The sequence below is a fragment of the Mesorhizobium sp. M0698 genome (assembly GCF_040320455.1).
Taxonomy (GTDB): domain Bacteria; phylum Pseudomonadota; class Alphaproteobacteria; order Rhizobiales; family Rhizobiaceae; genus Mesorhizobium.
Genome location: NZ_JAMYPQ010000004.1, coordinates 116,085 through 140,214, shown reverse-complemented (window position 1 = coordinate 140,214; position 24,130 = coordinate 116,085). Strand labels below are relative to the sequence as shown.

Below are 24,130 nucleotides of genomic sequence, written 5' to 3'. Positions count from 1 at the left end.
TTTCAACGCGGCCGCTGCTTTTTCGTCGCGCCCGGCATCGCCGCTTCGATTACCTTTTTCATGACGCTCGGCAGCGCTTCCCCGGAAATTTCATGGGCCAGCGACCAGAAATGCCCGACCGGGGCGGCAACGTCGGTCTCCGCCTTGAACACGTCGAGTTCAAGCGCAAAATGGGTAAAGATATGGCCGATGCGTCCGGCCTGCTGCCAGTTGCCGGGGAGCGGGGCCGCCGCTTCCGTGGTGGCGCCGTCTATGCGCGCCGTCCAGCCGGTCGTCGGCACCTCAGTCATGCCGCCGAGCAGGCCTTTGTCCGCGCGCTTGCGCAGAAGGATGGCGCCGTCGCACCTGACGGCAACGAAGGCGGCACCGCGGCGTAAGGGTCTTTCGGCCTTGGGCAGGCGGACCGGAAAGCGTTCGGGGTCGCCCGAGATCGTGGCGCTGCAGTCCACGCGAACGGGGCACAGAATGCAGCGGGGCCGGCGCGGCGTGCAGATCGTCGCGCCCAGGTCCATCATCGCCTGCGCGAAGTCGCCGGGCCTTGTCAGGGGAACCATGCGTTCGACCTGGCCGCGTATCTCGCCCTTGGCTTCGCCCAGCGGCGTGGCGATCGAAAACAGCCGTGAGACGACCCGTTCGACATTGCCGTCGACGACCGCGGCTGGTCGGTCGAAGGCGATCGCTGCGATCGCCGCCGCCGTATAGGCGCCGATGCCGGGCAGTTCCTTCAAGCCGGACTCGCTGTCCGGAAAGCGGCCGCCTTGCCGCGCGACGAGATCGGCACAGGCTTTGAGGTTACGGGCGCGGGAATAATAGCCGAGCCCGGCCCAGGCCTTCATGACGTCTTGGGTCGGTGCCGCCGCCAGCGCCTGGACCGTTGGCCATTTCTGCATGAACGCCTGAAAATAGGATTTTACCGCCTCGACCGTGGTTTGCTGCAGCATCACCTCGGAAAGCCAGACCAGATAGGGATCGGGCCGCGCCCCGCCCGCCAGCGCGCGCGGCGAAACGCGCCAGGGCAGGTCGCGGTGATGCGCGTCGTACCAGGCAAGCAGCCGGGAGGCGATCTCGACATTGTCTCCGGATACGGCCTTGCGGGTCTGGTCGTGCAGTGCCATTGATCGAGGGTCGGCCCTAATCCATTGGTGCTGAAGCTGGAGAACGCACATGGCAGGGAAAAGGCCCTTCGGCAATCCCGTTCCGGTGAGCGATCTCGCAACCGAGATCCTCGACCCGGTGCTGCGCAAGCGGGCCGGTATGTCGATCGGACTGGTCCAGTCATGGGAAGAAATTGCCGGGCCGCGGCTTGCCGGCCGCTCGCGCCCGGAAAAGATCCAGTGGCCGCGCCGCATGCATGAGGACGATCCTTTCGAACCGGCGGTGCTGGTGATTGCCTGCGAGGGTGTAGCGGCACTGCATCTGCAGCACGAGACCGGCGAGATCATCAACCGGGTCAATGCCTTCCTCGGTTTCAATGCGATCGGCCGGATCAGGATCGTGCAGAAGCCGGTAATGGCGGGCAAGGACAAGCCGAAACCCAGTTTGCGGCCGCTGACTGCGGCCGAGAAAGCGAAGCTGTCGGGCACCGTTGGTTTGATCGAGGACGGCGGGCTGCGCGCCTCGCTGGAGCGGCTTGGCGCCACCATTCTCGGTCAAAAGAAACCGTGATCTCGCGCTATCGTGATGGTATGCCCGGATTTGGCGATTGGAATAGGGGCGGTAATGCCTTAATTCGCGCCAACTCTCGCTTTTTGTAGACTTTGCATTGCAAAATCCAACTATTGCCAGGTGATTCGTATGATCCGTTCCTTGTCCCGCAGAAACCTTTTGACTTCGCTGGCCGCAATACCAGCGGTGGCGCTGCTTGCCGCCTGCAGCGACTCGGGCGAGAAAGCCGAGGCGCAGGATGTGAAGCCTGCGGCTCCGGAACCTGCGAAGCCGGCCGCTCCGGCCGCCGCGGCGGCGCCGGAGGCTCAGGGCACGGTCGATATGGCGGCACTGCTGAAGCCCGGCGCATTGCCCGACATGCAGCTCGGCAAGCACGATGCAAAGGTCACTATCGTCGAATATGCATCGATGACCTGCCCGCATTGCGCGCATTTCGCCGAGACCACTTTTCCGGAGCTGAAGACGAAATATATCGACACCGGCAAGGCCCGTTACATACTGCGCGAGTTTCCGTTCGATCCCAGCGCCGAGGCCGGTTTCATGCTGGCGCGCTGCTCCAAGGACAACTATTTCCCGATGGTCGACGTACTGTTCAGGCAGCAGGCGAACTGGGTTGGTGTGAACAATACCAAGGACGCACTGCTGCAAATCGCCAAGCTTGCCGGTTTTACACAGGAGTCCTTCGAGGCCTGCTTGACGGACCAGAAACTTCTGGACGATGTGAGATCTGTCCAGAAGCGCGGCGCCGACGAATTCAAGGTCGATTCCACACCGACCTTTTTCATCAACGGAAAGACCTACAAAGGGGCGATGTCGATTGCGGAAATGTCGGCCATCATCGACCCTCTGCTCTGACGTTTCGGCAGCGCCGAAGCGGCGTAGCTTCGGCGTGCGCACTTCTTTGTCTTGCCGCGGGTTCTCCTTGCAAAACCGCGGCACAGTTTTGCGAAACTTGGCTATGGGCCGGCGCGAATGAAGTTCTCGCGCCTTCGCCTCCTCGGCTTCAAATCCTTCGTCGAACCCGGCGAGTTCGTCATCGAACGCGGTCTGACCGGCATCGTCGGGCCGAACGGCTGCGGCAAGTCGAACCTGGTCGAGGCGCTGCGCTGGGTCATGGGCGAAAGCTCCTACAAGAACATGCGTGCGTCCGGCATGGACGACGTCATCTTTTCCGGCTCGGGAACGCGTCCGGCCCGCAACACCGCCGAAGTCACGCTGTTCCTCGACAATAGCGACCGCACCGCGCCGTCCGCCTTCAACGACGCCGACGAATTGCAGGTCTCGCGCCGCATCGAGCGCGAGGCCGGCTCGCTCTACCGCATCAACGGCAAGGAGGCTCGCGCCAAGGACGTTCAGCTGCTGTTCGCTGACCAGTCGACCGGCGCCCGCTCGCCCTCGATGGTCGGCCAGGGCCGCATCGGCGAGCTGATCCAGGCAAAGCCGCAGGCGCGCCGCGCGCTGCTGGAGGAGGCGGCCGGCATTTCCGGCTTGCACACACGGCGCCACGAAGCCGAGCTGCGGCTGAAGGCGGCGGAACAGAACCTCGAAAGGCTGGACGACGTCGTCGGCGAGCTGGAGGGTCAGATCGAAAGCCTGAAACGCCAGGCCCGCCAGGCCTCGCGCTTCAAGAACCTGTCGGCCGACATCCGCAAGGCCGAAGCGACGCTGCTGCATCTGCGCTGGACGCTGGCCAAGACGCAGGAAGGCGAAGCGCGTTCGGCGCTGGCGATTGCCACCGCGCTGGTCGGCGACCGTGCCGCCGCCCAGATGGCTGCCGCCAGGGAACAAGGCATCAACGCCCACCGGCTGCCGGACCTGCGCGATGCGGAAGCCGCTGCCGCCGCCGCCTTCCAGCGTCTATCGATCGCCAAGGCGCAGATCGAGGAAGAGGCAGGCCGCATCCGCGCCCGCCAGGCTGAGCTCGACCGCCGACTGCAACAGCTCGATGGCGACCTTGCCCGCGAGGAGCGCATGGTCCGCGACAATGCGGATATCCTCGAACGCCTCGCCGCCGAAGAAGCCGCGCTCAACGCCGAAAACGCCGGCGCCGCCGAGCGCGAGGCCAGCACCCGCGCGGCTTTCGAGCAGGCGGCATCGACGCTTGCCTCGAGCGAGGCCAGGCTCGCCGCGCTGACCGCCGAACGGGCGGAGGCTGCCGCCTCGCGCAACCAGATCGAACGGACGCTGCGCGACACCGCTGAGCGCCGCGACCGCTTTGCCCGCCAGCTTGCCGATGTCGACCGCGAACTGTCGGAGATCGTCTCCAGAGTCGCCGGCCTGCCCGATCCCGCCGAGAAGCGGCTGCTGGTCGATCAGGCGCTGGCGCTGCTCGAAGAGGCTGAGGCAGCCGCCATTGCCGCCGAACAGGCGGTCGCCGAGGCGCGTGCAGGCGAAAGTGCTGGCCGCCCACCGGTTCAGGACGCAAAGGCCGAGCTGGCGCGGATCGAAACCGAGGCCCGCACGCTGGCCAAGATCCTCAACGCCGCCAGCGGCGATCTATTTCCCTCGGTGCTGGAGCAGATCAGCGTCGAGCGCGGCTACGAGACGGCGCTGGGTGCCGCGCTTGGCGAAGATCTCGACGTGCCGCTCGACCGCAGTGCGCCGGTACATTGGGGCCAGAGCGAAATCCAGCCTGCCGACGCCGCATTGCCCGAAGGCATAAGGAGCCTCGCCAGCGTTGTGCGTGCGCCGGCACAGCTGGCCCGCAGGCTGGCCCAGATCGGCATTGTCGAAGCCGCCGACGGAAGACGGCTGCAGACGCTGCTTGCTCCCGGTCAACGGCTAGTCAGCCGCGAAGGCGCGCTCTGGCGTTGGGACGGCTTCACCGCCAGCGCCGATGCCCCGACCGCCGCCGCGCAGCGGCTGGCGCAGAAAAACCGGCTGGCCGAGCTCGATGCCGAAGCAGTCCATGCCACGCGCACCCTGCGCGAAGCTGAACAAGCCCTTGCCCAGGCCGAACAGGCGCTTGCCCAGGCGAGCGAGGCCGAACGCAACGCCCGACAGGCCGGGCGCGACGCCCAGCACGGGCTCGACGCTGCCCGCAATACGCTGGCCGAGGCCGAAAAAGCCGGCGGCGAGCTGTCGAGCCGGCGTGCAGCACTTGACGAGGCGCGCGCACGCATTGTCGACAGCCATGAGGAAACGGCGGCGGCATTCGTCGAGGCGGAAATGCTGCTGCAGGACGCGCCCGATCTCGGCGATCTGCAATTGCAGCTCGAGCAGTCGGCCGCCAACGTCGCCCGCGACCGCGCCGCCCTTGCCGATGCGCGTGCCGTTCACGAGGGCCTGAGGCGGGAAGCCGAGGCACGTGCGCGCCGGCTCGACGCCATCAGCGTTGAACGGCGCAACTGGGTCGAGCGCGCCGAAAACGCCTCGACGCAGATCGCGGCGCTCGGCGAACGCAAGGCAGAGGCCGAGGCCGAGCGCGAGCAACTGGCCGACGCTCCCGACGAGATTGACGCCAAGCGGCGCGCCCTGCTGTCGCAGCTCGCCGAGGCCGAAAGCCTGCGCAAGGCAGCGGGCGACCGCTTGCAGGAAGCGGAGAACCGGCAGTCCGAGCTGGACAAGGCTGCGACTGCTGCCATCCAGTCGCTGGCCGAGGCGCGCGAATCCCGCGTTCGCGCCGAAGAGCGGCTGACCGCCGCCGACGAGCGTCGGCTGGAAGTCGAGGCGCGCATCCAGGAAACGCTGAACACGCCGCCGCATCTGGTGATCCGCCACACCGGCCTCGAATCCGACAGCCCGATGCCCGAAATGGCCGAGATCGAGCGTCAGCTCGACCGGCTGAAGGTCGAACGCGAACGGCTCGGTGCCGTCAATCTGCGCGCCGAGGAGGAGCAGAAGGAACTGTCGGACCGGCTGGAGACCATCGTCTCCGAGCGCGACGACATCATCGAGGCGATCCGCAAGCTGCGGCAGGCGATCCATAGCCTGAACCGCGAAGGCCGCGAGCGGCTGCTCGCCGCCTTCGAGGTGGTCAACGGCCATTTTCAACGGTTGTTTTCGCATCTGTTCGGCGGCGGCACCGCCGAGCTGCAACTGATCGAGTCCGACGATCCGCTCGAAGCGGGGCTCGAGATCCTGGCGCGCCCGCCCGGCAAGAAGCCGCAGACGATGACGCTGCTGTCCGGCGGCGAGCAGGCGTTGACGGCGATGTCGCTGATCTTCGCCGTGTTCCTGACCAATCCGGCGCCGATCTGCGTGCTCGACGAAGTCGACGCGCCGCTCGACGACCACAATGTCGAGCGTTTCTGCAATCTGATGGACGAAATGGCCGCAACCACCGAAACGCGCTTCGTCATCATCACACACAACCCGATCACCATGGCGCGCATGGACCGGCTGTTTGGGGTGACCATGGCCGAACAAGGCGTCAGCCAACTGGTGTCGGTTGACCTGCAGGCGGCCGAAGCCATGCGCGAGGCAAGCTGACGCATCAGCTTAATGGTGGTCTCCACCTCGGCTTTCGACTATAGCACGACAAAATGGGCCGGATCTGCCGCTCCAGATACCGGCCCGGCTATGCGCGTGGAGAAGCTTGTTGCCTATACTTGTCACCGGAGCCGCGGGATTCATTGGCAGCCACGTTTGCCACCATCTGCTCGACCGGGGAGAAGCGGTCGTCGGCGTCGACAACATGAACGACTATTACGACCTGGCGCTCAAAAAGGGGCGGCTTGCCCGCCTTCTGCCCCATAAGGATTTTTCGTTCCACCAGATCGATATTGCCGAACAGGGCGCGCTTGCAGCCGCTTTGGCCGGGCAAGGCATCGTTAGGATCGTGCACCTTGCAGCGCAGGCGGGCGTGCGCCACTCACTCGACAATCCGCGGCTCTATATCCGCTCCAATGTCATGGGCCACCTCGAAGTGCTCGAATTCTGTCGCGCCGAACCGGCATTCGAGCATCTGGTCTATGCCTCGTCGAGCTCGGTGTATGGCGGCAACCGCAGCGTGCCGTTCAGCGAAGCCGATCAGGTCGACAAGCCCGTTTCGCTTTACGCTGCCACCAAGAAAACCGATGAGTTGATGAGCCACACCTACGCCCATCTGTTCGGCATACCGCAGACCGGCCTGCGGTTTTTCACGGTCTACGGTCCCTGGGGCCGTCCCGACATGGCCTATTGGATGTTCACCCAGGCGATGCTCGAGGGCAAGCCGATCCGGGTCTTCAACAATGGCGAAATGTGGCGCGATTTCACCTACATAGACGATGTTGTGAAGGCGGTTGTCGCCGTGCTCGACAAGCCGCCGGCGGCTGACGTTCCGCCGAACAGGCTCTACAATGTCGGCAACAACCGGCCGGTGCGGCTGGGCGACTTCATCGACATTCTGGAAAGGCTGCTCGAGGTCAAGGCAATCCGCCACAACGAGCCGATGCAGGCGAGCGACGTCGAGAAGACTTACGCCGACATGACCGCGCTGGAGCGGAATTTCGGCTTCAGGCCTAGCGTTTCGATAGAGGACGGGCTGAAGAAGTTTGTTGACTGGTACCGGCCGTACTCGAAGCAGTGATTTGCATCGCTCGCCGTGACGCCTTCAAGCGTGACACCTTGGAGTGGGGCGCAAGTCGGTCCGCAAAAGCACCATTTTGTCCTAACATCCTGTTAACCACATGCTTGCTGAAAAGTATCCGATTAACCTTTGAGGCGCTTATGACCGCTATGTTTCGTGGCTTGCTGTTCAGTATGAGCTGTGTGGATGTGCGGATTCGGGGGCTATTTCGGTTCAGTCCGGGATGCGGAAGCTTTGCTTGCGCGCATGACGTCTGCGATCGCCCATCGCGGGCCGGATGAACAAGGGAAATTCGTAGCGCCCGAGGCTGGGCTTGGGCATGCGCGGCTGTCGGTGATTGGAATTGGTGATGGCCAGCAGCCGATGTCCGACGAAACCGGCAATTTGACGATTGCGTTCAACGGCGAGATCTTCAACTACGTGGAATTGCGCGAAGGGCTGCTGGCCAAGGGCCGACGCTTCCGCACGTCGAGCGATACCGAAGTTCTCCTGCAGCTGTATGACGAGATGGGCGAAGACTGCCTGTCGCTCCTGAACGGTGATTTCGCCTTCGCGATTTGGGATAACCGGCGGCGGCGGATGGTGCTTGCAAGAGACCGCATGGGTGTTCGGCCGCTGTTCTACACCAGCAAGGACGGGGTGCTCTACTTTGCGTCGGAGATAAAGGCCCTCCTGAAGGTACCCGGCGTCTCGGCCGAAATCGATCCGATTGCACTCGACCAGATCTTTACGCTGTGGGCGCCGATCGCTCCACGCACGGCTTTCCGCAACATCCACGAGCTGGAGCCGGCAAGCGTGATGATCGCGACACAGGGGCAAGTCACGGTCAAACCATATTGGCACCTAGACTACCCGTATCCGGATACGCCATCGAAGATCACCAATGAGGACGACGCGGCCGAGGAACTGCAGGCCCTTTTGACCGACGCGGTGAGGCTTCGCATGCGCGCCGACGTGCCGGTCGGTTCCTACCTTTCGGGCGGGCTCGATTCATCCCTCGTTTCGGCACTCGCGGCCGGCATGACTCCTCTTAAGCTGCAGACATTTTCCGTGACGTTCGACAGCGCCGAGCATGACGAAAGCGCCTTCCAGACCGAAATGGCGTCAGCACTTGGCACGCGCCATCGAACCATTGCGTGTCGTGCCGGCGATATCGCCGGTGTGTTTCCCGAAGTCATCCGCTTTACCGAGCGGCCGATCATCCGCACCGCCCCGGCCCCCCTCTATCAATTGTCTGGCCTCGTTCGCCAGGCCGGTTTGAAAGTGGTGCTGACAGGCGAAGGCGCCGACGAGGTCTTTGCCGGTTATGATGTCTTCAAGGAAGCGCGGGTTCGCCGTTTCTGCGCGCGACAGCCGGCATCGCGCATCAGGCCACAACTGTTCCGCAAGCTTTATCCCTATCTGCCGGGCCTGCAACAGCAGTCCGTGGAGTACCTGGCTGCGTTCTTCGGAACCGGCAGCGCTGCCCTGGACGATCCGCTGTTCTCGCATCGGCCGCGTTTCAAGACCACATCAGCGGCGAAGATGTTCTTTTCCGGTGACCTGCGCGCGACATTGAAGGGGTATGACGCAGCCGAGGACCTGGCCAGCCGGTTGCCTGAGGCATTTTCCCGGTGGCATCCGCTGCATCAGGCGCAATATCTCGAAACCCGCTTTCTCCTGCCGGGCTACATCCTCTCTAGCCAGGGCGATCGCATGGCCATGGCGCACGGTATCGAAGGGCGTTTCCCCTTCCTTGACCATCGCTTGGTGGAGTTTGCGGCCAGACTTCCGCCGGAGATGAAGCTGAAGGGACTGGTGGAAAAACACATATTGCGCAAAGCTGCCAAGCACCTGCTTCCGACGGCCATCCGCGAGCGCACCAAACAGCCTTACCGGGCACCGGAAGCCCGCTCCTTCGTTGGAGCGGGAGAACTGGACTACGTACGCGACTCACTGAGCGAAGCGAGCATCGCCGCCGGCGGACTATTCAACGCCAAGGCGGTGGCGAACCTGCACGAGAAATGCCGCTTGCAGCCAGCGTCCGGATTCCGCGACAATGCGGCTTTCGTCGGCATTTTGTCGACGCAACTGTGGCAGAAGATTTTCACCGGCGAAAAGGTCGGTGCAGCACGAGCGGCCTGAGAAATCGAGGGAATGAAAAATCATGATAGCAGTCAAGGACAAGGTCAAAACCTTTATCGTCGACAACTTCCTGTTCGGGGACACGTCCTACGAGCTTGCAGACTCCGTATCACTGATCGAGAACGGCATCATCGACTCGACGGCCGTGTTGGAGCTCGTGGCATTCATAGAGGATGATTTCGGCATAGCGATGGTCGATGCCGACATCGTACCGGCCAATCTGGATTCGATTGACCGCATCTCAGCCTTCATCAAGGCAAAGGCAGAAGCGCTGGCAGCGTAGGCGCCATCGGCGAGGAGCGTCCGTGCGGATCGAACATTTTCTGACGGCGAAGGCCGCTGCCCATCCAGCCAAAACGGCATTGATCACCGAGCACAAAAGGCTGTGCTATGAAGAGCTGGACGATCTTTCGAGCCGTCTGGCCGCCGCCCTTTTCATGAATGGCGTCAGTCGCGACGACCGGGTCCTTATCTTCATGGACAATTGCTGGGAGGCTGCGGTTTCGATTTTCGCAGTTCTTAAAGCAGGCGCGACTTTCAGTCCGATCAACGCATCCACCAAGGCCGAAAAGCTGGCCTATATCATCGCCGATTGCGACGCAGCTGCGATCCTCACGCAAGCAAAACTGATGCCCGTGGTCGCCGAGGCGTGCGGATCGTCCGGCAAGACCGGCATCTTCGTGGCCTCCACCGTTGGTGCCGATAACCAATGCCCGGCAGGGGCCACATCCCTGGCGGATTGCTTGACGCTCCAAGCCAGGGAGATTGACCACCGCGGCGTTGACGTCGATCTTGCGATGTTGATCTACACCTCGGGCTCGACCGGCCGGCCCAAGGGCGTGATGATGACGCACCGCAATTGCGACGCGGCGGCGGGCTCCATCATCACTTATCTGCGCAACTCCCCAGACGACATCATCTTGAATGTTCTGCCCCTCGCTTTCGACTACGGCCTCTATCAGTTGCTGATGGCTGTCAGGCTCGGCGCCACGCTCGTGCTCGAGAAGTCCTTCGCTTTTCCCCAGGCGGTCTTTGAACGCATCCGCCAGGAAGGCGTCACCGGGCTTCCGCTCGTGCCCACGATGGCAGCGATGATCCTGCAGATGAGGGACCTGGCGCCGGGCTTCCTGCCCAGCCTTCGCTATATTTCCAACACGGCGGCTGCCTTGCCGCCGCCTCACATAGAACGCCTTCGGTTCCTTTTCCCCGGTGTCAGGCTCTATTCGATGTATGGCCTGACGGAATGCAAGCGCTGCACCTATCTGCCGCCCGAGGAGGTAGACCGCCGGCCGGGGTCGGTCGGAATAGCCATTCCGAACACCGAAGCCTTTGTCGTCGACGACGAGGGGCAACGGGTGCCGCCGGGCGTAGCAGGTGAGCTGGTCATTCGCGGGCCGCACGTCATGCAGGGTTATTGGCGAAACGAAGCTGCGACGACACGAGCCTTGCGCCCGGGTCCGAACCCTTGGGAGAAGGTCCTCTACACCGGCGATCTGTTCAGGGCCGATGAGGAAGGCTTTCTTTATTTCGTCGGCCGCAAGGACGACATCATAAAGACACGGGGAGAGAAGGTGGCGCCCAAGGAAGTGGAAGCCGTGCTTCACGCTCATCCGGGCATCGCGGAAGCGGTTGTCTTCGGCGTGCCGGATCCTGTGCTTGGGCATGCGATCGGCGCATTTGTCGTACGGTCCGACCCAGCGCTTGGCGAAAAAGATGTCGTTCGTCACTGTGCACGTCATCTTGAGGACTTCATGGTGCCCAAGATCGTCGAGTTCCGCCGCGAGCTGCCGAAGACCGATACCGGCAAGGTCAGCCGTCGGCTTGCGGCAGAAACCATGGAGGCCGCGCAATGAATGTTCGCCCGATCGAGGATGCGCGGACCTTTCTGGCGCAGGCTCTGGCAATCGACCTGATCACCGAAACGGACCGTATCGTAACGGCCTTGCGCCAGCAGTTGCGCGGGCTTCGCAAGCGGGGCCTTGTGCTCGGTCTTTCGGGCGGGATCGATTCGAGCGTGTCGGTCGCGTTGGCCGCACGTGCCGTCGGTCCGCGGAATGTGCTTTGCCTGTTCATGCCGGAAAGCGATTCTGATCCCGAAAGCCTGCGGCTCGGCCGCCTCGTCGCCGAAACTTTTGGTGTCGAGGCTGTGACGGAGGATATCGGGCCGGCCTTGCGCGCGATGGGCTGCTACCAGCGCCGCGACGCCTTCATCCGCGAATTGGTCCCGGAATACGGCGAAGGCTGGGCCTCGAAGATCGTGATCGCGAACGCGCTCGAGGGCCAAGGCTATAATATCTCGTCGCTGGTGGTGCAGGATCCCGAAGGCAAGCAGACGAAACTGAGAATGCCGTTGCCTGTCTATCTCGGCGTCGTCGCCGCTACCAATATGAAGCAGCGCACCCGCAAGCAGATTGAATACTATCATGCCGATCGTCTGAACTTCGCCGTTCTTGGAACACCGAACCGGCTGGAATACGATCAGGGTTTCTTCGTGAAGAACGGTGACGGCGCCGCGGACGTCAAGCCGATTGCCCACCTCTATAAAACGCAGGTCTATGCGCTGGCGGCTCATCTCGGTGTTCCGGAAGAAATCCGGAACCGGCCTCCGACCACCGATACCTACTCGCTGGCGCAGACCCAGGAGGAGTTCTACTTCTCGCTTCCCTATGACCGTATGGATCTTTGCCTTTACGGTCTCAACAACGGCGTGGCGGCTGAGGTGGTGGGGCAGGCGGCGGGGTTGGCCGCTACACAAGTGGAACGCGTCTGGGCCGATGTCATCGCCAAACGCAAGGCGACACGTTATCTGCACATGCGTCCGCAACTCGTCGAGGAAGTCGAAGAACTCGGTACCTGACCTGCTTCGAGACCGCCACACGTCCCAAAAAGCGCCTTAGGGTCAAAACTCAATCAGCAGGCTGCGGCCAATGGCCGAGATGGGCGGGAAGTTGCCGTTCGTCTCATCTGCCAGACGAGCACGTTGCGCCAGGAGCGGAAGCTTAGCAGGGGTCACGCCAGCGCCCAGTTAGCGCTACGAAGCAGACCTTCCGCCTGTGCCGGAAGCGGGGCCCGGCTTACCAAGTGGCATATCCAGGAAGCGCGTCCCCCTCCTCAGCTTGGCACCGTTTTCGGCTCTACGCTATACCTGCGCGACGAGCCCCTTCCTTGATCGCAGCGAGGGCCAGAGGATTGGTGACGGGATAGGTTCGGATGAAGTTCTCGACGGTGAACCTTGGAAACTCGACGGCAATCCGCCTGGCGATCGACTGCGCCTGCGCCGGCTCTTCGAGCAGCGCGTGACACAGGGCACGGAACATCAGAGTGACGGGAATATCCGGCGGACTTTGGCACAGCGACGACAGACTGTCGGCATAGCGACCGGCGACGAACCGCGCCCGGGCGAGCTGCGCGTAGTACCAACTCGGAGCCTGCGGATTGAGGCGAAGCGCCCGTTCGGCAAGAGCACAGCCTTCTTCCGGATTTCCACACACGAGAGCTCGGCTTGAGGCAAGCATCGACAGCACATCGGCGTCATTGGGTGCCAGGGCCAGCGCCCGGTCGTATTCCTCTGCGGCCCCGCTGATATCGCCGTCAATGGCGCGGAGAGCGCCCATGTAAAGGCGCGTCATCGGATCGGTAGGGTCGAGCGCCAGAGCCTTTTCCACGCATTCTCGCCAGCGCTCGACCGAAGCGGCTGAATCTGGCGTGAAGGCATTGAAGGCATCGACCGCATGTGCCAATCCCAAGGTCATCCAGGCCCGCGCGAAGCCGGGGTCGAGTTCCACGGCGCGGGACAGCATGCGTATGGCTTCTGCCCTCGCATCGGTCGTGAATCTGTCGTGCAGTTCCACCCCGAGTAGATAGCAGTCGTAAGCACCCAGGCTCGAGGGAGGCTTCCGCCGAGCCACCTCACGCCCGAGATTGGCGAGCTTGCCGAAAGTGCCTGCCAGGGCATTGATGACGTTCTGTGTGATGCCGTCCTGCATGAGAAAAAAATCATCGGTCGACTCGTCGAACCGCGCCGACCAAAGGTTGGCTCCGGTCCGGGTGTCGACCAGCTGCACCGCGACGCGGACACGCTGTCCGATCGCCTGGAGGGTGCCTTCCAGCAGGTAATCGGCGTTCAGTTCCCGTCCAACCGAGCGTGTGTCGCTCGCCCGTCCCCGATAGGACTGCATGGTCTGGCGCGAAATGACCGCAAGGTCGGGATAGCGCGCTAGGTCGCCGATCATGTCGGCCGACAGGCCGTCTGCCAGCCGCGTCCAGCCGTCGTCGGCGCTCAGGTTTTCGAACGGCAAAACCGCAATTACCGGCGGCTTACTGTCGTCGCCGGCAGAAAGGCCTGGTTTGGCACCGACGATCTTGCCCGCAGTAGCGGGGTCGATCAAGACACGGTACACGCGAACCGGTTCGGCGATACTTTTCATTTTCTGCTCGCCGAGTGAGGCAAAGCCGATCGGCACCTTTCCCCTCACATGGTCGCAGGCGGTGGCGGAAATCGCGATTCCTCCAGGTTCAGCCAGCCCTTGCAGCCGATCGGCGATGTTCACCGCATCGCCGTGGATGTCGTCACCCTCAACGATAACATCGCCCAGATTGATGCCGATGCGGAAATCAAGCCGCCGTTCTGGCTGCGTGAGAACGTTCACCTCCGCCTTCTGTTGCTGGATTTCGACCGCGCAGCGTAGGGCGTCGACCACACTGTGGAACTCGACCAGCATCCCATCTCCCATGGTTTTCACCAGTCGACCATGGTGCGCAGCGATCCTTGGCTCGAATACTTCGTTCAGGTCGGTTCGGAAAAGCGCACGCGTACCCTCGTCGTCGATCTGGCTCAAGCGGCCATAGCCGACGACATCGGCAATCAGGACGGCTGCGAGATGACGTTCCATCCCCCCAATCCTTCGCGGATTGTTACCCGCTTTCCAAGCTTACAGCAGGTCGCAGGTTGATGCCATTGCCGCCGCCCCTGAAAGACAGCTTTTCGGGTCTGTGTACCTTGCTGCATGAGAGCCCGAATGTCGGACAAGGGTCAGATCGCGTCATGCGACGCTCCCAACTGGATGACGGCAAAGGGTCGAACTCGGTCGTTCAGAGTGATTGGGTTTTGACCCAAGCATTTTGCAGCCAAGCGGAAAAACGCGTCTAAAATAAATGCGTAGAGCGGAATGCTCGGTTCAACTTGAACGCATCCCGCTCTAGCTGAAACGGCTGCCGATAAGTCGGCTCCACTGCTCGCCGGCAAGACCGTTCAGGAAGGCCTGCGAGTTCTTCATCGCGTCCAAAAGCTCTGGATCACGTGAATGCACCACCGTTGAAGCAACGGTCAGGAAAGCAATGCGTCGTCCAAGCATCGCCTCCAGAAGCGCAGGTTGAATACGTCCGCGCAGGCCGCTGACGCCGCGCGCGGCGGCGTGATCGATCAGGCAGTCAATCACCGGGCCCGCCTGGCCGGGGAGGGCGAAGATCTGCAGCACGCGACCAATTTCATACTTTCGTGCGTAATAGGCGAAAGCGCCGACATTGGTGCCGACTGGCGACGTCACACAAACGTAGACAAGCTCGCCCAGATCCGGCTTTTGTGCCGCATCGGTCAGGATGTGGTCGAGTTGGCCTTTCGTCCAATCTGGGCGCAGGGCGAATTGAGCGGTAAACGGTTCGATGAGCCTGGCAAATGCGTGGCTGTCGATTTCGGATGTACGAAATGCTCCGTGGCCTGCCCCGTCCACCGCCACACCCGACCAACGTCGTTCGCTGGACGTCATCCTTCTGCAGTAAAATCGGTCGACTGTACGCGCCAGCGGATTGAGCATTCGCGCAAGCGCCATGCGATTGGCGGAAAGGCTGAGCATGAAGGCCGCGGGGCGCATCACGCGGACCCAGTCAAGGCTGTATTGCGGCAGGACCACGCCGCGCAGCCGGGTCCACAATTTCACGGAAATATCGTTGGCCGTCTCGCTGAAGGAGATGTCCTGCGGACCATCCAGGTAAGCTTTCAGCAAGCGGGCGCCGGCCAGCGGGTCGTGCTCATGGTCCTCGACCATGAGCGAGCTACAGATGGCCGCGCGTAGTTGTCGGCCGTTGAACGTCATAGGCAGGACGTGGACGCCGACAAATCCGGAGACGCGACCGGCGTCGTTGACATGGACAAGCGACCGGAGGTTGTCTGCGCAACCGGGCGCATCCAGATAAAACCGTTTCATGTATTCCACGAGAGAGGCCGGCGCTTCGGTCCTCTCCTTCAACAGCACGCGCTGAAACATGTTCGCAACTGCCGGGAGGTCGGCGCCTTGCAAGGCGCGAATGACGCTCAAGCCCGGCTCCCGCCACCAAAGTCCCATCCACCGAGCTTCCGGGCCAGGGCGACGCGAGGCACGAGAACATCGGGCGCGCGTTCCAACTCGACGCCCATGAAGCCGTGCAACCTCGGCCAGTTGCGATCGCCCCGGTGACCGAACGGAGTGCTGAATTGCTGCGGCAAGGTGGAACCCTTTGCTTGACCGACGAAAAACCGGCGTCATTGCTGCTAGCAGATTCAGGTAAACCGATATTAAAGTCGTTGCTTTGAATGGTAGCGAACCGGGTTTGTCCGGGCCCATACCTGGACATCAGCAATTTTGGTTCCTGGCGGACTCTACACGACCAGCGGCATGGGTTGCGTGCTCCGCGCCGAACCGTTTCGGCTGGCCAAAGTTTCGCGTGGCGGCTCTTGACTGGGAGCGCGGGCGTAATACGGTGAGGACAAATACCGGCTCTGACCGCCGGGCGGCAAGAATGCCTCGTATGCTCTCGCCTGGCGGCGGTGGCTGCGGGGCATTGTCATTTTGAGGCATTGCTTGAAACGGCATATCGAGATCGGCATTCTCTATTCGCGGTCCGGCAACTACCGGCTGGTGTCCGAATCCTGCCGTGCGGGTGCGATGAACGCCATCGCCGACGTCAACGCCGATCCCGCTATCCCATTCGAATTCGTCCCGGTCGAGCGCGACCCGCAGGGCAACATCGATCGCTATGCAAGCGGCTGCGCGGACATTCTCGCCAACAGCGGCGCGCGTCACATCATTGGCTGCGTCACCTCGTGGAGCCGCAAGGAGGTCATTCCAATCCTGGAGAGGGCAGGCGGCACGCTGTGGTACGCCTGCCCGTACGAGGGCTTCGAAGCCAACGAGCATGTCGTCTACACACACGCCTGCCCCAATCAGCATCTCGTACCGCTGCTTGCCTATGTTGTGCCTCGTTTCGGCGCCGACGGCTTCCTGCTCGGTTCCAACTACATCTGGGGTTGGGAGACCAACCGCGTGGCGCGCGACCTGATTGCGGACGCCGGCGGCAAGGTGCTGGGCGAACGCTATCTGCCGCTCGGCGAGGTCGATGTTGCGCGGCTGATCGCGGAGATACAGGCGACGAGACCTGATTTCATTCTGAACAATCTCATCGGCCCTTCTTCTTATGCCTTCATCGCGGCCTATGCCGAGCTTGGCCGGCGCGACCCGCATTTCAGGGCGGAGCGTTGCCCGATCCTGTCCTGCAATCTCACGGAATGCGAATTGCCGGCGCTCAACGGGGCAGGCGATGGTCATCTTTCCGTTGGGCCCTATTTTCACGACATCTCGGGGGTGGATCGCGGTGCGGCTCCAGTGCCTTCCGTCATGCCGGCCTCATCCTTCGAGGCGGCGGCTTATGCCTCGGTGCGCATGCTCGCCGAGATCCTCACCCGCAACCCCGGTGCACAATGGACGGACCTTCCCAAGGTCTTTACCGAAACATCATTTCGAACGCCACTGGGCGACATCGCCATCGACCCGCAAACCCAGCATGCTACCTTGCCGGTGCTAATCGGACGTATCGATGGAACATCGTTCAAAACGGTCACGCTGACGAAGGGCGTGGCACCCGATCCCTACCTTTCCCGCTATGACCGGACGGAGACGTTCGGGCGGCCACGCCTGCGGGTGGTGTCGTGAGCAAGATGGCGCGTATCCCGAACCTTGGAGGCGCCAGGGCTTTTGTCCTGCATCGTCCACATCCGACCGTGCAGGCGATCACAAGGCAATTGTCGGCCATCGGCCTTGAGGCGATTGGCTTCTGGCCGGAACTGCCGGCCGAAGCCTTGGCGGCGGACTTCGTCTTCTTCGACGTCGATCTCGGCTTTGACGAGCAATTTCCGTGGAAGCCGGGCGAGGCACCGATGCCGCTGATAGCACTGATCGGCTCCGAGGCGCCGGGGCGCGTCGAATGGGCATTGTCGCACAAGGCCGATGCGCAGTTGCTGAAACCGGTCGGCAATGCCGGCGTCTATAGCGCGCTTTTGATCGCAAGGCAGAGTTTCGAGGCGCGCAAGCTTCTGGCCAGCGAGATTGCCTCGCTTCGTCAGCGGGTCGCGGAGCGCCGGACCATCGTACGCGCGGTGGAGGTCTTGTCGAAGGGCGCCGAGGACGGCCGTGCCTATGCGCAGCTCCGCTCGCTGGCGATGAGCTGGCAAATCAGTGTCGAGGAAGCCGCGCGCAGGATCGTGGCGATGACACAAGAAGAAGGCGACGATGACCAATCCGATCGCGCCTGAGCTTTCAGCCGCCGGGCGTATGCCAGCCAAGCCTCGCGCCGGCGTCTGGCGACGTCTGCTAAAACGGCCTCTCGCTTTGCTCGGCCTCGGGATTATTGCCGTTGTCTTGGCCGGCGCCATTCTTGCGCCGTGGCTGACAGGCTACGATCCAAACGAGCAGATGTTCGACGGGCTCACGCTTGAAGGCGCGCCACTGCCGCCGGGGGCCCAATTCTGGCTGGGCACCGACCTGCTTGGCCGCGACCTGCTGACCCGTCTCCTCTTCGGCGCGCGCACGTCGCTGATCATCGGCATCGTCGCCAATGGCGTGGCGCTTCTGATCGGCACGCTGGTCGGCATCACCGCCGGCTATTTCCGCGGCTGGATCGGCAGCGCGCTTATGCGCTTCACCGATCTGATGATGGCTTTCCCGGCGCTGCTGCTCGCCATCTGCCTGGCGGCGGTGCTCCAGCCGAGCCTATGGATCGTCGCCATGGTGATCGCATTGGTGAACTGGGTGCAGACCGCCCGCGTCATCTACACCGAGACAAGTTCGCTCTCCGAGCGCGAGTTCATCGATGCCGAGCGCACCATCGGCGCAAGCGCCCCGCGCATCCTGTTTCGTCATATCCTGCCGCACCTTTTGCCGACGATCATCGTCTGGGGCACGCTCGGCATCTCGACGACGGTGCTTCTTGAAGCGACGCTCAGCTATCTCGGCATCGGCGTGCAGCCGCCGACTGCTTCCTGGGGCAACATCATCTTCGAAAACCAAACCTATTTTCAGGCAGCGCCCTGGCTGGTTTTCTTTCCGGGTGCGGCGATCCTGGCGCTGGCGCTAGCCTTTAACCTTGTCGGCGATGCGCTGCGCGACATCCTCGATCCGACGCAAAGGGGGCGGGCATGATCGCCTATCTCGGCCGCCGCGTTGTCCAGTCCGTGCTCATCTTGCTCGGCGTCTCCCTGATCACCTTTGCGTTGCTCTATCTGCTGCCCGCCGATCCCGTCCGCCAGATCGCCGGCCGCAGCGCCACGCCCGAGACGGTCGAAAACATCCGCCGGCAGCTCGGCCTCGATCAGCCCTTCGTCGTCCAGTACTGGCACTATCTGATCAGTCTGCTCAGCGGCGATCTGGGGCGCTCCTACATCCAGCGCTCGGAGGTCACGGAGCTTATCGTCTCGCGGCTGCCGGCAAGCCTGCTGCTGATGCTCGGCGCCATTGCTTGCGAAGTCGTGATCGGGCTGACGATGGGCCTCATCGCCGCCGTCAAGCGTGGCACCGCCACCGACCAGTCGCTGATGGTCGCCTCCTTCGTCGGCGTCTCGGCGCCGCAATTCGTTGTCGGCCTGCTGCTGCTTTATGTGTTCGCGGTGCGGCTCGGTTGGTTCCCGATCGGCGGTTACGGCACCTGGCGTCATCTGGTGCTGCCGTCGCTGACCATGGGAATTCTCGGTGCCGGCTGGTACGCCCGCATGATGCGCTCGTCGATGATCGACGTGCTGCGCCAGGATTACGTGCGTACCGCGCGTGCCAAGGGTCTTGCACGCAGCGCCATTATCTTCCGGCACGCGCTGCCCAACGCCATCCTGCCGGTCATCGCCATGATCGGCATCGACATCGGCATCTTCATGGGCGGCATCGTGGTTGTCGAAAGCGTGTTCGGCTGGCCAGGCATCGGCCAGCTAGCCTGGCAGGCCATTCAGCGCATCGATATTCCGATCATCATGGGGGTCACCCTGGTTTCGGCCTTTGCCATCGTGCTCGGCAATCTCCTGGCCGACACTGTCGCACCGTTCATCGATCCACGCATCAAGCTCAGATGAAAACCAAGAAAACCAGAGAAAGGGAACATGACATGAGAAAATATCTGATATCGACTGTGGCGGCATCGGCGCTTGCGCTGGTGCTTGGCATGACAAGCGTACGCGCCGAAGACGCCGTCGATCCGAATGCCAAGCAGGGCGGCGCGATCACCATCACCTACAAGGACGACGTCGCCACGCTCGATCCGGCCATCGGCTATGACTGGCAGAACTGGTCGATGATCAAGAGCCTGTTCGACGGGCTGATGGACTACGAGCCGGGCACCACCAACCTACGGCCCGACCTTGCCGAGAGCTACGAGATTGCGCCCGACGGCAAGACCTTCACCTTCAAGCTGCGCCACGGAGTGAAGTTCCACAATGGCCGCGAGATGACCGCCGACGACGTGAAATATTCGCTCGACCGGGTCACCAGTCCAAAGACACAGAGCCCGGGTGCCGGCTTCTTCGGCTCGATCAAAGGCTATGACAACGTCGCTGCCGGCAAGGCGGAAAGCCTGGCGGGCATAACCGTCGTCGATCCCTACACGATCAAGTTCGAGCTGACCCGGCCCGACGCCACCTTCCTGCATGTCATGGCGATCAATTTCTCGCATGTCGTGCCGAAGGAAGAAGTCGAAAAATACGGCGCGGACTTCGGCAAACATCCGGTCGGAACCGGCGCCTTCAAGCTCGCCGAATGGACGCTCGGCCAGCGCGTGGTCTTCGAGCGCAACCCGGATTACTGGCACAAGGGTCTGCCGCATCTCGACAAGATCACCTTTGAGATCGGCCAGGAGCCGATCGTGGCGCTGCTGCGGCTCCAGAAAGGCGAGATCGACGTTCCCGGCGACGGCATTCCGCCGGCGAAATTCCAGGAGGTGATGGCCGATCCCGAGCAGAAGGCCCGTGTCGTCGAGGGCGGCCAGTTGCACACCGGCTATATCACCATGAATACCACCATGGCGCCCTTCGACAACGTGAAGGTGCGGCAGGCGGTGAACATGGCGATCAACAAGGACCGCATCGTCCAGCTGATCAACAACCGTGCGGTGCCGGCCAATCAGCCGTTGCCGCCGTCGATGCCTGGCTATGACAAGGAATTCAAGGGCTATCCCTATGACTTGGCCAAGGCCAAGGCCTTGCTTGCCGAGGCCGGGCATCCCGACGGATTTGACACGCAGCTGTTTGCCATGAACACCGATCCCAACCCGCGCATCGCGCAGGCCATTCAGCAGGATCTGGCGGCGGTCGGCATCAAGGCCAGCATCCAGTCGCTCGCGCAGGCCAACGTCATCGCCGCCGGCGGCGACAAGGCCGGTGCGCCGATGATCTGGTCCGGCGGCATGGCCTGGATCGCCGACTTCCCCGATCCGTCGAACTTCTACGGCCCGATCCTCGGCTGCGCTGGTGCCGTCCCGGGCGGCTGGAACTGGTCGTGGTATTGCAACAAGGAGCTCGACGCCAAGGCGGCCGAGGCCGACTCCATCGTCGACCCGGCCAAGGCTGGCGAACGCGCCAAGATGTGGAGCGAGATCTACGGCAAGATCATGGAAGACGCGCCTTGGGCACCGGTCTTCAACGAGCAGCGTTTCACTATGAAATCAACCCGCATGGGTGGTGCCGACAACCTCTATGTCGACCCGGTCCACATCCCGATCAACTACGACAATGTGTATGTGACCGATGTGCAATAACTGCGACTACACCATCCACGGGCGCCACCATCATTTCGGCTGGGACAATTCCTTTGTCCCGACCGAACGCGTGGCGCCAGGGTCGACGATCGAGTTCCAGTGCCTGGACTCGTCCGGCGGGCAGCTGACGATGGAGAGCACCGTCGACGACGTTGCTTTGCTCGATTTTGCCAAGGTGAACCCGGTCACTGGGCCAATCTATGTCGAAGGGGCAGAGCCGGGCGATGCCCTGAAAATCACCATCGAGGCGTTCAAGCCGTCCGGCTTCGGCTGGACGGCGAATATCCCGGGATTCGGTCTGCTGGCGGATGACTTCACTCAACCGGCACTGAATATCTGGAAGTACGACGCCGCCTCGCTCGAACCGGCGCTGTTCGGCAAGAGCGGCCGGGTGCCGCTCAAGCCCTTCGCCGGCACCATCGGCAGTGCCCCGGCTGAGCCGGGTCTGCATTCGGTGGTCCCGCCGCGGCGCGTGGGCGGCAATCTGGACATCCGCGATCTCGCCGCCGGCACGGTTCTCTACCTGCCCGTGGAGGTCGCGGGAGCGTTGTTCTCGGTCGGCGACACGCACGCCGCGCAGGGTGACGGCGAGGTCTGCGGCACGGCGATCGAGAGCCCCATGAACGCCGTGCTGACGCTCGATCTGGTCAAGGATGCCCGGCTGCGGACGCCGCGTTTCACAACGCCTGGTCCGGTGTCGCGGCATCTCGACGCCAAGGGCTATGAGGTGACAACCGGTATCGGGCCGGATCTGATGCACGGCGCCAGGAGCGCCGTTTCCCAGATGATCGACCTGCTCTCCGGCCGCTACGGGATGGATCCGGTAGATGCCTATATGCTCGTCTCGGTTTGCGGTGACCTGCGCATCAGCGAGATCGTCGACATGCCCAACTGGGTGGTTTCGTTCTACTTCCCCCGCTGCGTCTTTGAATGAAGGTGGAGGACATCAAACGATCCGGGCAGGCCGCCGCGGAGAGTGGCTCTGTCAGACCGGTACTCAGCGTCTCAGGTCTGAGCGTCGCCGTGCGCGGCGAGGAGGGCGAGCGCGACGTCGTTTCCGACCTGACATTCGGCCTGATGCGCGGCGAAACGCTTTGCATCGCCGGCGAGTCCGGTTCCGGCAAGTCGATGACGGCGCTGGCCATCATGGGCTTGCTGCCGCAGCCGGCGGCACGCATCAGATCAGGCTCCATCCGACTCGGCGATCAGGATCTCGCGGCTCTCAGCGAGAGCCGCATGCGCCCCATCCGCGGCAACCGTATTGCCATGATCTTTCAGGAACCGATGACGTCGCTCAATCCGGTTCTGTCCGTCGGCCGTCAGCTCACGGAGGCGATCGAGGCACACACCTCGATGTCGCGCTCCAACTCGCGGCTGAGGGCGCTCGAGGCGCTGAAGGCAGTCCGAATTCCGGATGCCGAACGGCGGCTCGAGCACTATCCGCACGAACTCTCAGGCGGCATGCGCCAGCGCGTGATGATTGCCATGGCTCTGGCCCTGAACCCGGACGTGCTGATCGCCGATGAGCCGACGACCGCCCTCGATGTTACGGTTCAGGGCGAGGTGCTGGAGCTGCTGCGCGACCTGCAGCGCGAGCACGGCACCAGTGTTATCCTGATCACGCACGACATGGGCGTCGTCGCCGAGATGGCGGACCGCGTCATCATCATGCGCGACGGCCGGATGGTCGAGCAGGGCAGGGCGGCTGACATCTTCAATCGCCCGCAGGCCGACTATACACGCGAGCTTCTGGCCGCCGTGCCGCGTATCGGCGGCGGACGGACGGCCGAAGACCGACAAGATGCCGCCAACATGCCGGCCGAGCTTGTATCTGTCAGCGATCTTCACGTCCGCTTCGACCTGCACGGCGGCTTCTTCGGCCGCGTTGACCGCAGGGTGCACGCGGTCGAAGGCGTGAGTTTCTCGATCGCGCTGCACGAAACCCTGTCGCTGGTCGGCGAATCGGGCTGCGGCAAGTCGACGACGGCCAAGGCGATCGCCGGACTGGTGCCCTTCACCGGCAGCATTTCAATCGGCGGCCACGACCTGTCGGCGCTCAGCCGCAAGGAGCGCAAGGCTGTCCGCCGCAATGTGCAGATGATCTTTCAGGATCCCTTCGCGTCCCTCGACCCGCGCATGCGGGTCGGCGATCTCGTCGCCGAGCCTCTGCTGATCCACGGCCTCGGCGACAGAGAGCAACGGCATGCCCAGATCGCCGCTCTGTTCGAACGCGTCGGCCTCTCCGCTGACCAGATGGAGCGCTATCCCCACGAATTTTCCGGCGGGCAGCGCCAGCGAATCTGCATTGCACGGGCGCTGGCGCTGCGACCAAAGCTGATCATTGCCGACGAGAGCGTCTCTGCTCTCGACGTGTCGGTGCAGGCGCGCGTGTTAAGATTGCTGAAGGAGCTGCAGCGCGAATTCGGCGTCGCATATCTCTTCATCTCGCACGACATGGCGGTGGTCGAGAACATCTCCGATCGCGTGGCGGTAATGTATCTGGGGCAGATCGTCGAGATGGGCACCCGCGACCAGATCTTCTCCAACCCGCGCCATCCTTACACAAAGCGGCTGATCGAAGCCGTTCCGGTTCCCGATCCAGGCCGGCGCCGCGCCAGGTTCGCCCGTTTGGACAGCGAAATTCCAAGCGCTGTGCGGCGCATCGGTGACGAGCCTCGGAAACTCAAGCTCGAAGATGTTGGCGACGGCCACCTCGTCGCCACTTGATCGAGCTAAGGCTGCCTCGTCCAGCCAATCCCGCAGAGGCTCGGGGACAGCTGCATATGT

At 62.8% G+C, this 24,130-nt stretch carries 18 protein-coding genes; 15 read left to right on the top strand and 3 right to left on the bottom strand.

Going from position 1 to position 24,130, the window contains the following annotated elements; genetic code table 11:
• Nucleotides 1–2: 2 nt before the first annotated feature.
• Nucleotides 3–1,115: an A/G-specific adenine glycosylase gene (gene mutY / locus NKI16_RS11015; RefSeq protein ID WP_023674156.1), complete on the bottom strand. Its 1,113-nt coding sequence runs from the start codon at nucleotides 1,113–1,115 to the stop codon at nucleotides 3–5.
• A gap of 49 nt (nucleotides 1,116–1,164) precedes the next feature.
• Here mutY and NKI16_RS11010 point away from each other — a divergent pair, with 49 nt between their 5' ends.
• The 8 genes from NKI16_RS11010 to nadE all read left to right on the top strand — a co-directional run bounded on the left by NKI16_RS11010 (nucleotide 1,165) and on the right by nadE (nucleotide 12,158).
• A complete protein-coding gene (locus tag NKI16_RS11010) occupies nucleotides 1,165–1,665 on the top strand; it encodes a DUF721 domain-containing protein (protein ID WP_023674157.1) in 501 nt (166 codons plus the stop codon).
• A gap of 129 nt (nucleotides 1,666–1,794) precedes the next feature.
• Entirely contained in the window at nucleotides 1,795–2,520 is a 726-nt protein-coding gene (locus tag NKI16_RS11005; RefSeq protein WP_352571386.1) for a DsbA family protein, read from the top strand.
• A 117-nt stretch (nucleotides 2,521–2,637) separates the two neighbouring features.
• On the top strand, nucleotides 2,638–6,096 hold the full coding sequence (smc, locus tag NKI16_RS11000; RefSeq protein ID WP_023674159.1) for a chromosome segregation protein SMC: 3,459 nt from the start codon (nucleotides 2,638–2,640) through the stop codon (nucleotides 6,094–6,096).
• A 109-nt stretch (nucleotides 6,097–6,205) separates the two neighbouring features.
• Entirely contained in the window at nucleotides 6,206–7,177 is a 972-nt protein-coding gene (locus NKI16_RS10995) for an NAD-dependent epimerase/dehydratase family protein (protein WP_352455763.1), read from the top strand.
• Nucleotides 7,178–7,363: 186 nt separating this feature from the next.
• A complete protein-coding gene (gene asnB / locus NKI16_RS10990) occupies nucleotides 7,364–9,301 on the top strand; it encodes an asparagine synthase (glutamine-hydrolyzing) (protein ID WP_352571383.1) in 1,938 nt (645 codons plus the stop codon).
• Nucleotides 9,302–9,320: 19 nt separating this feature from the next.
• Nucleotides 9,321–9,584: an acyl carrier protein gene (locus NKI16_RS10985; protein ID WP_352724307.1), complete on the top strand. Its 264-nt coding sequence runs from the start codon at nucleotides 9,321–9,323 to the stop codon at nucleotides 9,582–9,584.
• Between the two features lie 22 nt (nucleotides 9,585–9,606).
• A complete protein-coding gene (locus NKI16_RS10980; protein WP_352922732.1) occupies nucleotides 9,607–11,154 on the top strand; it encodes a class I adenylate-forming enzyme family protein in 1,548 nt (515 codons plus the stop codon).
• The gene (gene nadE, locus NKI16_RS10975; protein WP_352839500.1) at nucleotides 11,151–12,158 is read left to right on the top strand and encodes an NAD(+) synthase; all 1,008 of its coding nucleotides are present in this window, start codon (nucleotides 11,151–11,153) and stop codon (nucleotides 12,156–12,158) included. The genes NKI16_RS10980 and nadE overlap by 4 nt, the downstream gene beginning before the upstream one ends.
• Nucleotides 12,159–12,435: 277 nt before the next feature.
• Here the strand turns inward: nadE and NKI16_RS10970 are convergent, their stop codons facing one another.
• Nucleotides 12,436–14,193, bottom strand: a complete 1,758-nt coding sequence (locus tag NKI16_RS10970) for an adenylate/guanylate cyclase domain-containing protein (protein ID WP_352839498.1) — start codon at nucleotides 14,191–14,193, stop codon at nucleotides 12,436–12,438.
• A 306-nt stretch (nucleotides 14,194–14,499) separates the two neighbouring features.
• Nucleotides 14,500–15,615: a hypothetical protein gene (locus NKI16_RS10965; protein ID WP_352839495.1), complete on the bottom strand. Its 1,116-nt coding sequence runs from the start codon at nucleotides 15,613–15,615 to the stop codon at nucleotides 14,500–14,502.
• A 522-nt stretch (nucleotides 15,616–16,137) separates the two neighbouring features.
• On the opposite strand from NKI16_RS10965, the gene NKI16_RS10960 reads away from it, so the two are divergent.
• Genes NKI16_RS10960 through NKI16_RS10930 form a run of 7 tightly spaced genes read left to right on the top strand, consistent with a single transcriptional unit; the run spans nucleotide 16,138 to nucleotide 24,070 of the window.
• Nucleotides 16,138–17,265 (top strand): transporter substrate-binding protein, encoded by a 1,128-nt coding sequence (locus NKI16_RS10960; RefSeq protein ID WP_352678202.1) that lies wholly within the window; start codon nucleotides 16,138–16,140, stop codon nucleotides 17,263–17,265.
• Entirely contained in the window at nucleotides 17,262–17,864 is a 603-nt protein-coding gene (locus NKI16_RS10955) for an ANTAR domain-containing response regulator (protein ID WP_352839492.1), read from the top strand. Before NKI16_RS10960 ends, NKI16_RS10955 begins: the two co-directional genes overlap by 4 nt.
• A 19-nt stretch (nucleotides 17,865–17,883) precedes the next feature.
• Nucleotides 17,884–18,750: an ABC transporter permease gene (locus tag NKI16_RS10950; RefSeq protein WP_198023515.1), complete on the top strand. Its 867-nt coding sequence runs from the start codon at nucleotides 17,884–17,886 to the stop codon at nucleotides 18,748–18,750.
• Entirely contained in the window at nucleotides 18,747–19,667 is a 921-nt protein-coding gene (locus NKI16_RS10945) for an ABC transporter permease (protein WP_352635303.1), read from the top strand. The genes NKI16_RS10950 and NKI16_RS10945 overlap by 4 nt, the downstream gene beginning before the upstream one ends.
• A gap of 32 nt (nucleotides 19,668–19,699) precedes the next feature.
• Complete coding sequence (locus NKI16_RS10940) at nucleotides 19,700–21,343, top strand: ABC transporter substrate-binding protein (RefSeq protein ID WP_352922729.1); 1,644 nt, start codon at nucleotides 19,700–19,702, stop codon at nucleotides 21,341–21,343.
• Nucleotides 21,333–22,277 (top strand): acetamidase/formamidase family protein, encoded by a 945-nt coding sequence (locus NKI16_RS10935; protein WP_352692173.1) that lies wholly within the window; start codon nucleotides 21,333–21,335, stop codon nucleotides 22,275–22,277. Before NKI16_RS10940 ends, NKI16_RS10935 begins: the two co-directional genes overlap by 11 nt.
• Nucleotides 22,274–24,070 carry an ABC transporter ATP-binding protein gene (locus NKI16_RS10930; protein ID WP_352678213.1) on the top strand — a complete coding sequence of 599 codons (1,797 nt, stop codon included), beginning with the start codon at nucleotides 22,274–22,276 and terminating at the stop codon, nucleotides 24,068–24,070. Before NKI16_RS10935 ends, NKI16_RS10930 begins: the two co-directional genes overlap by 4 nt.
• Nucleotides 24,071–24,130: the final 60 nt, after the last annotated feature.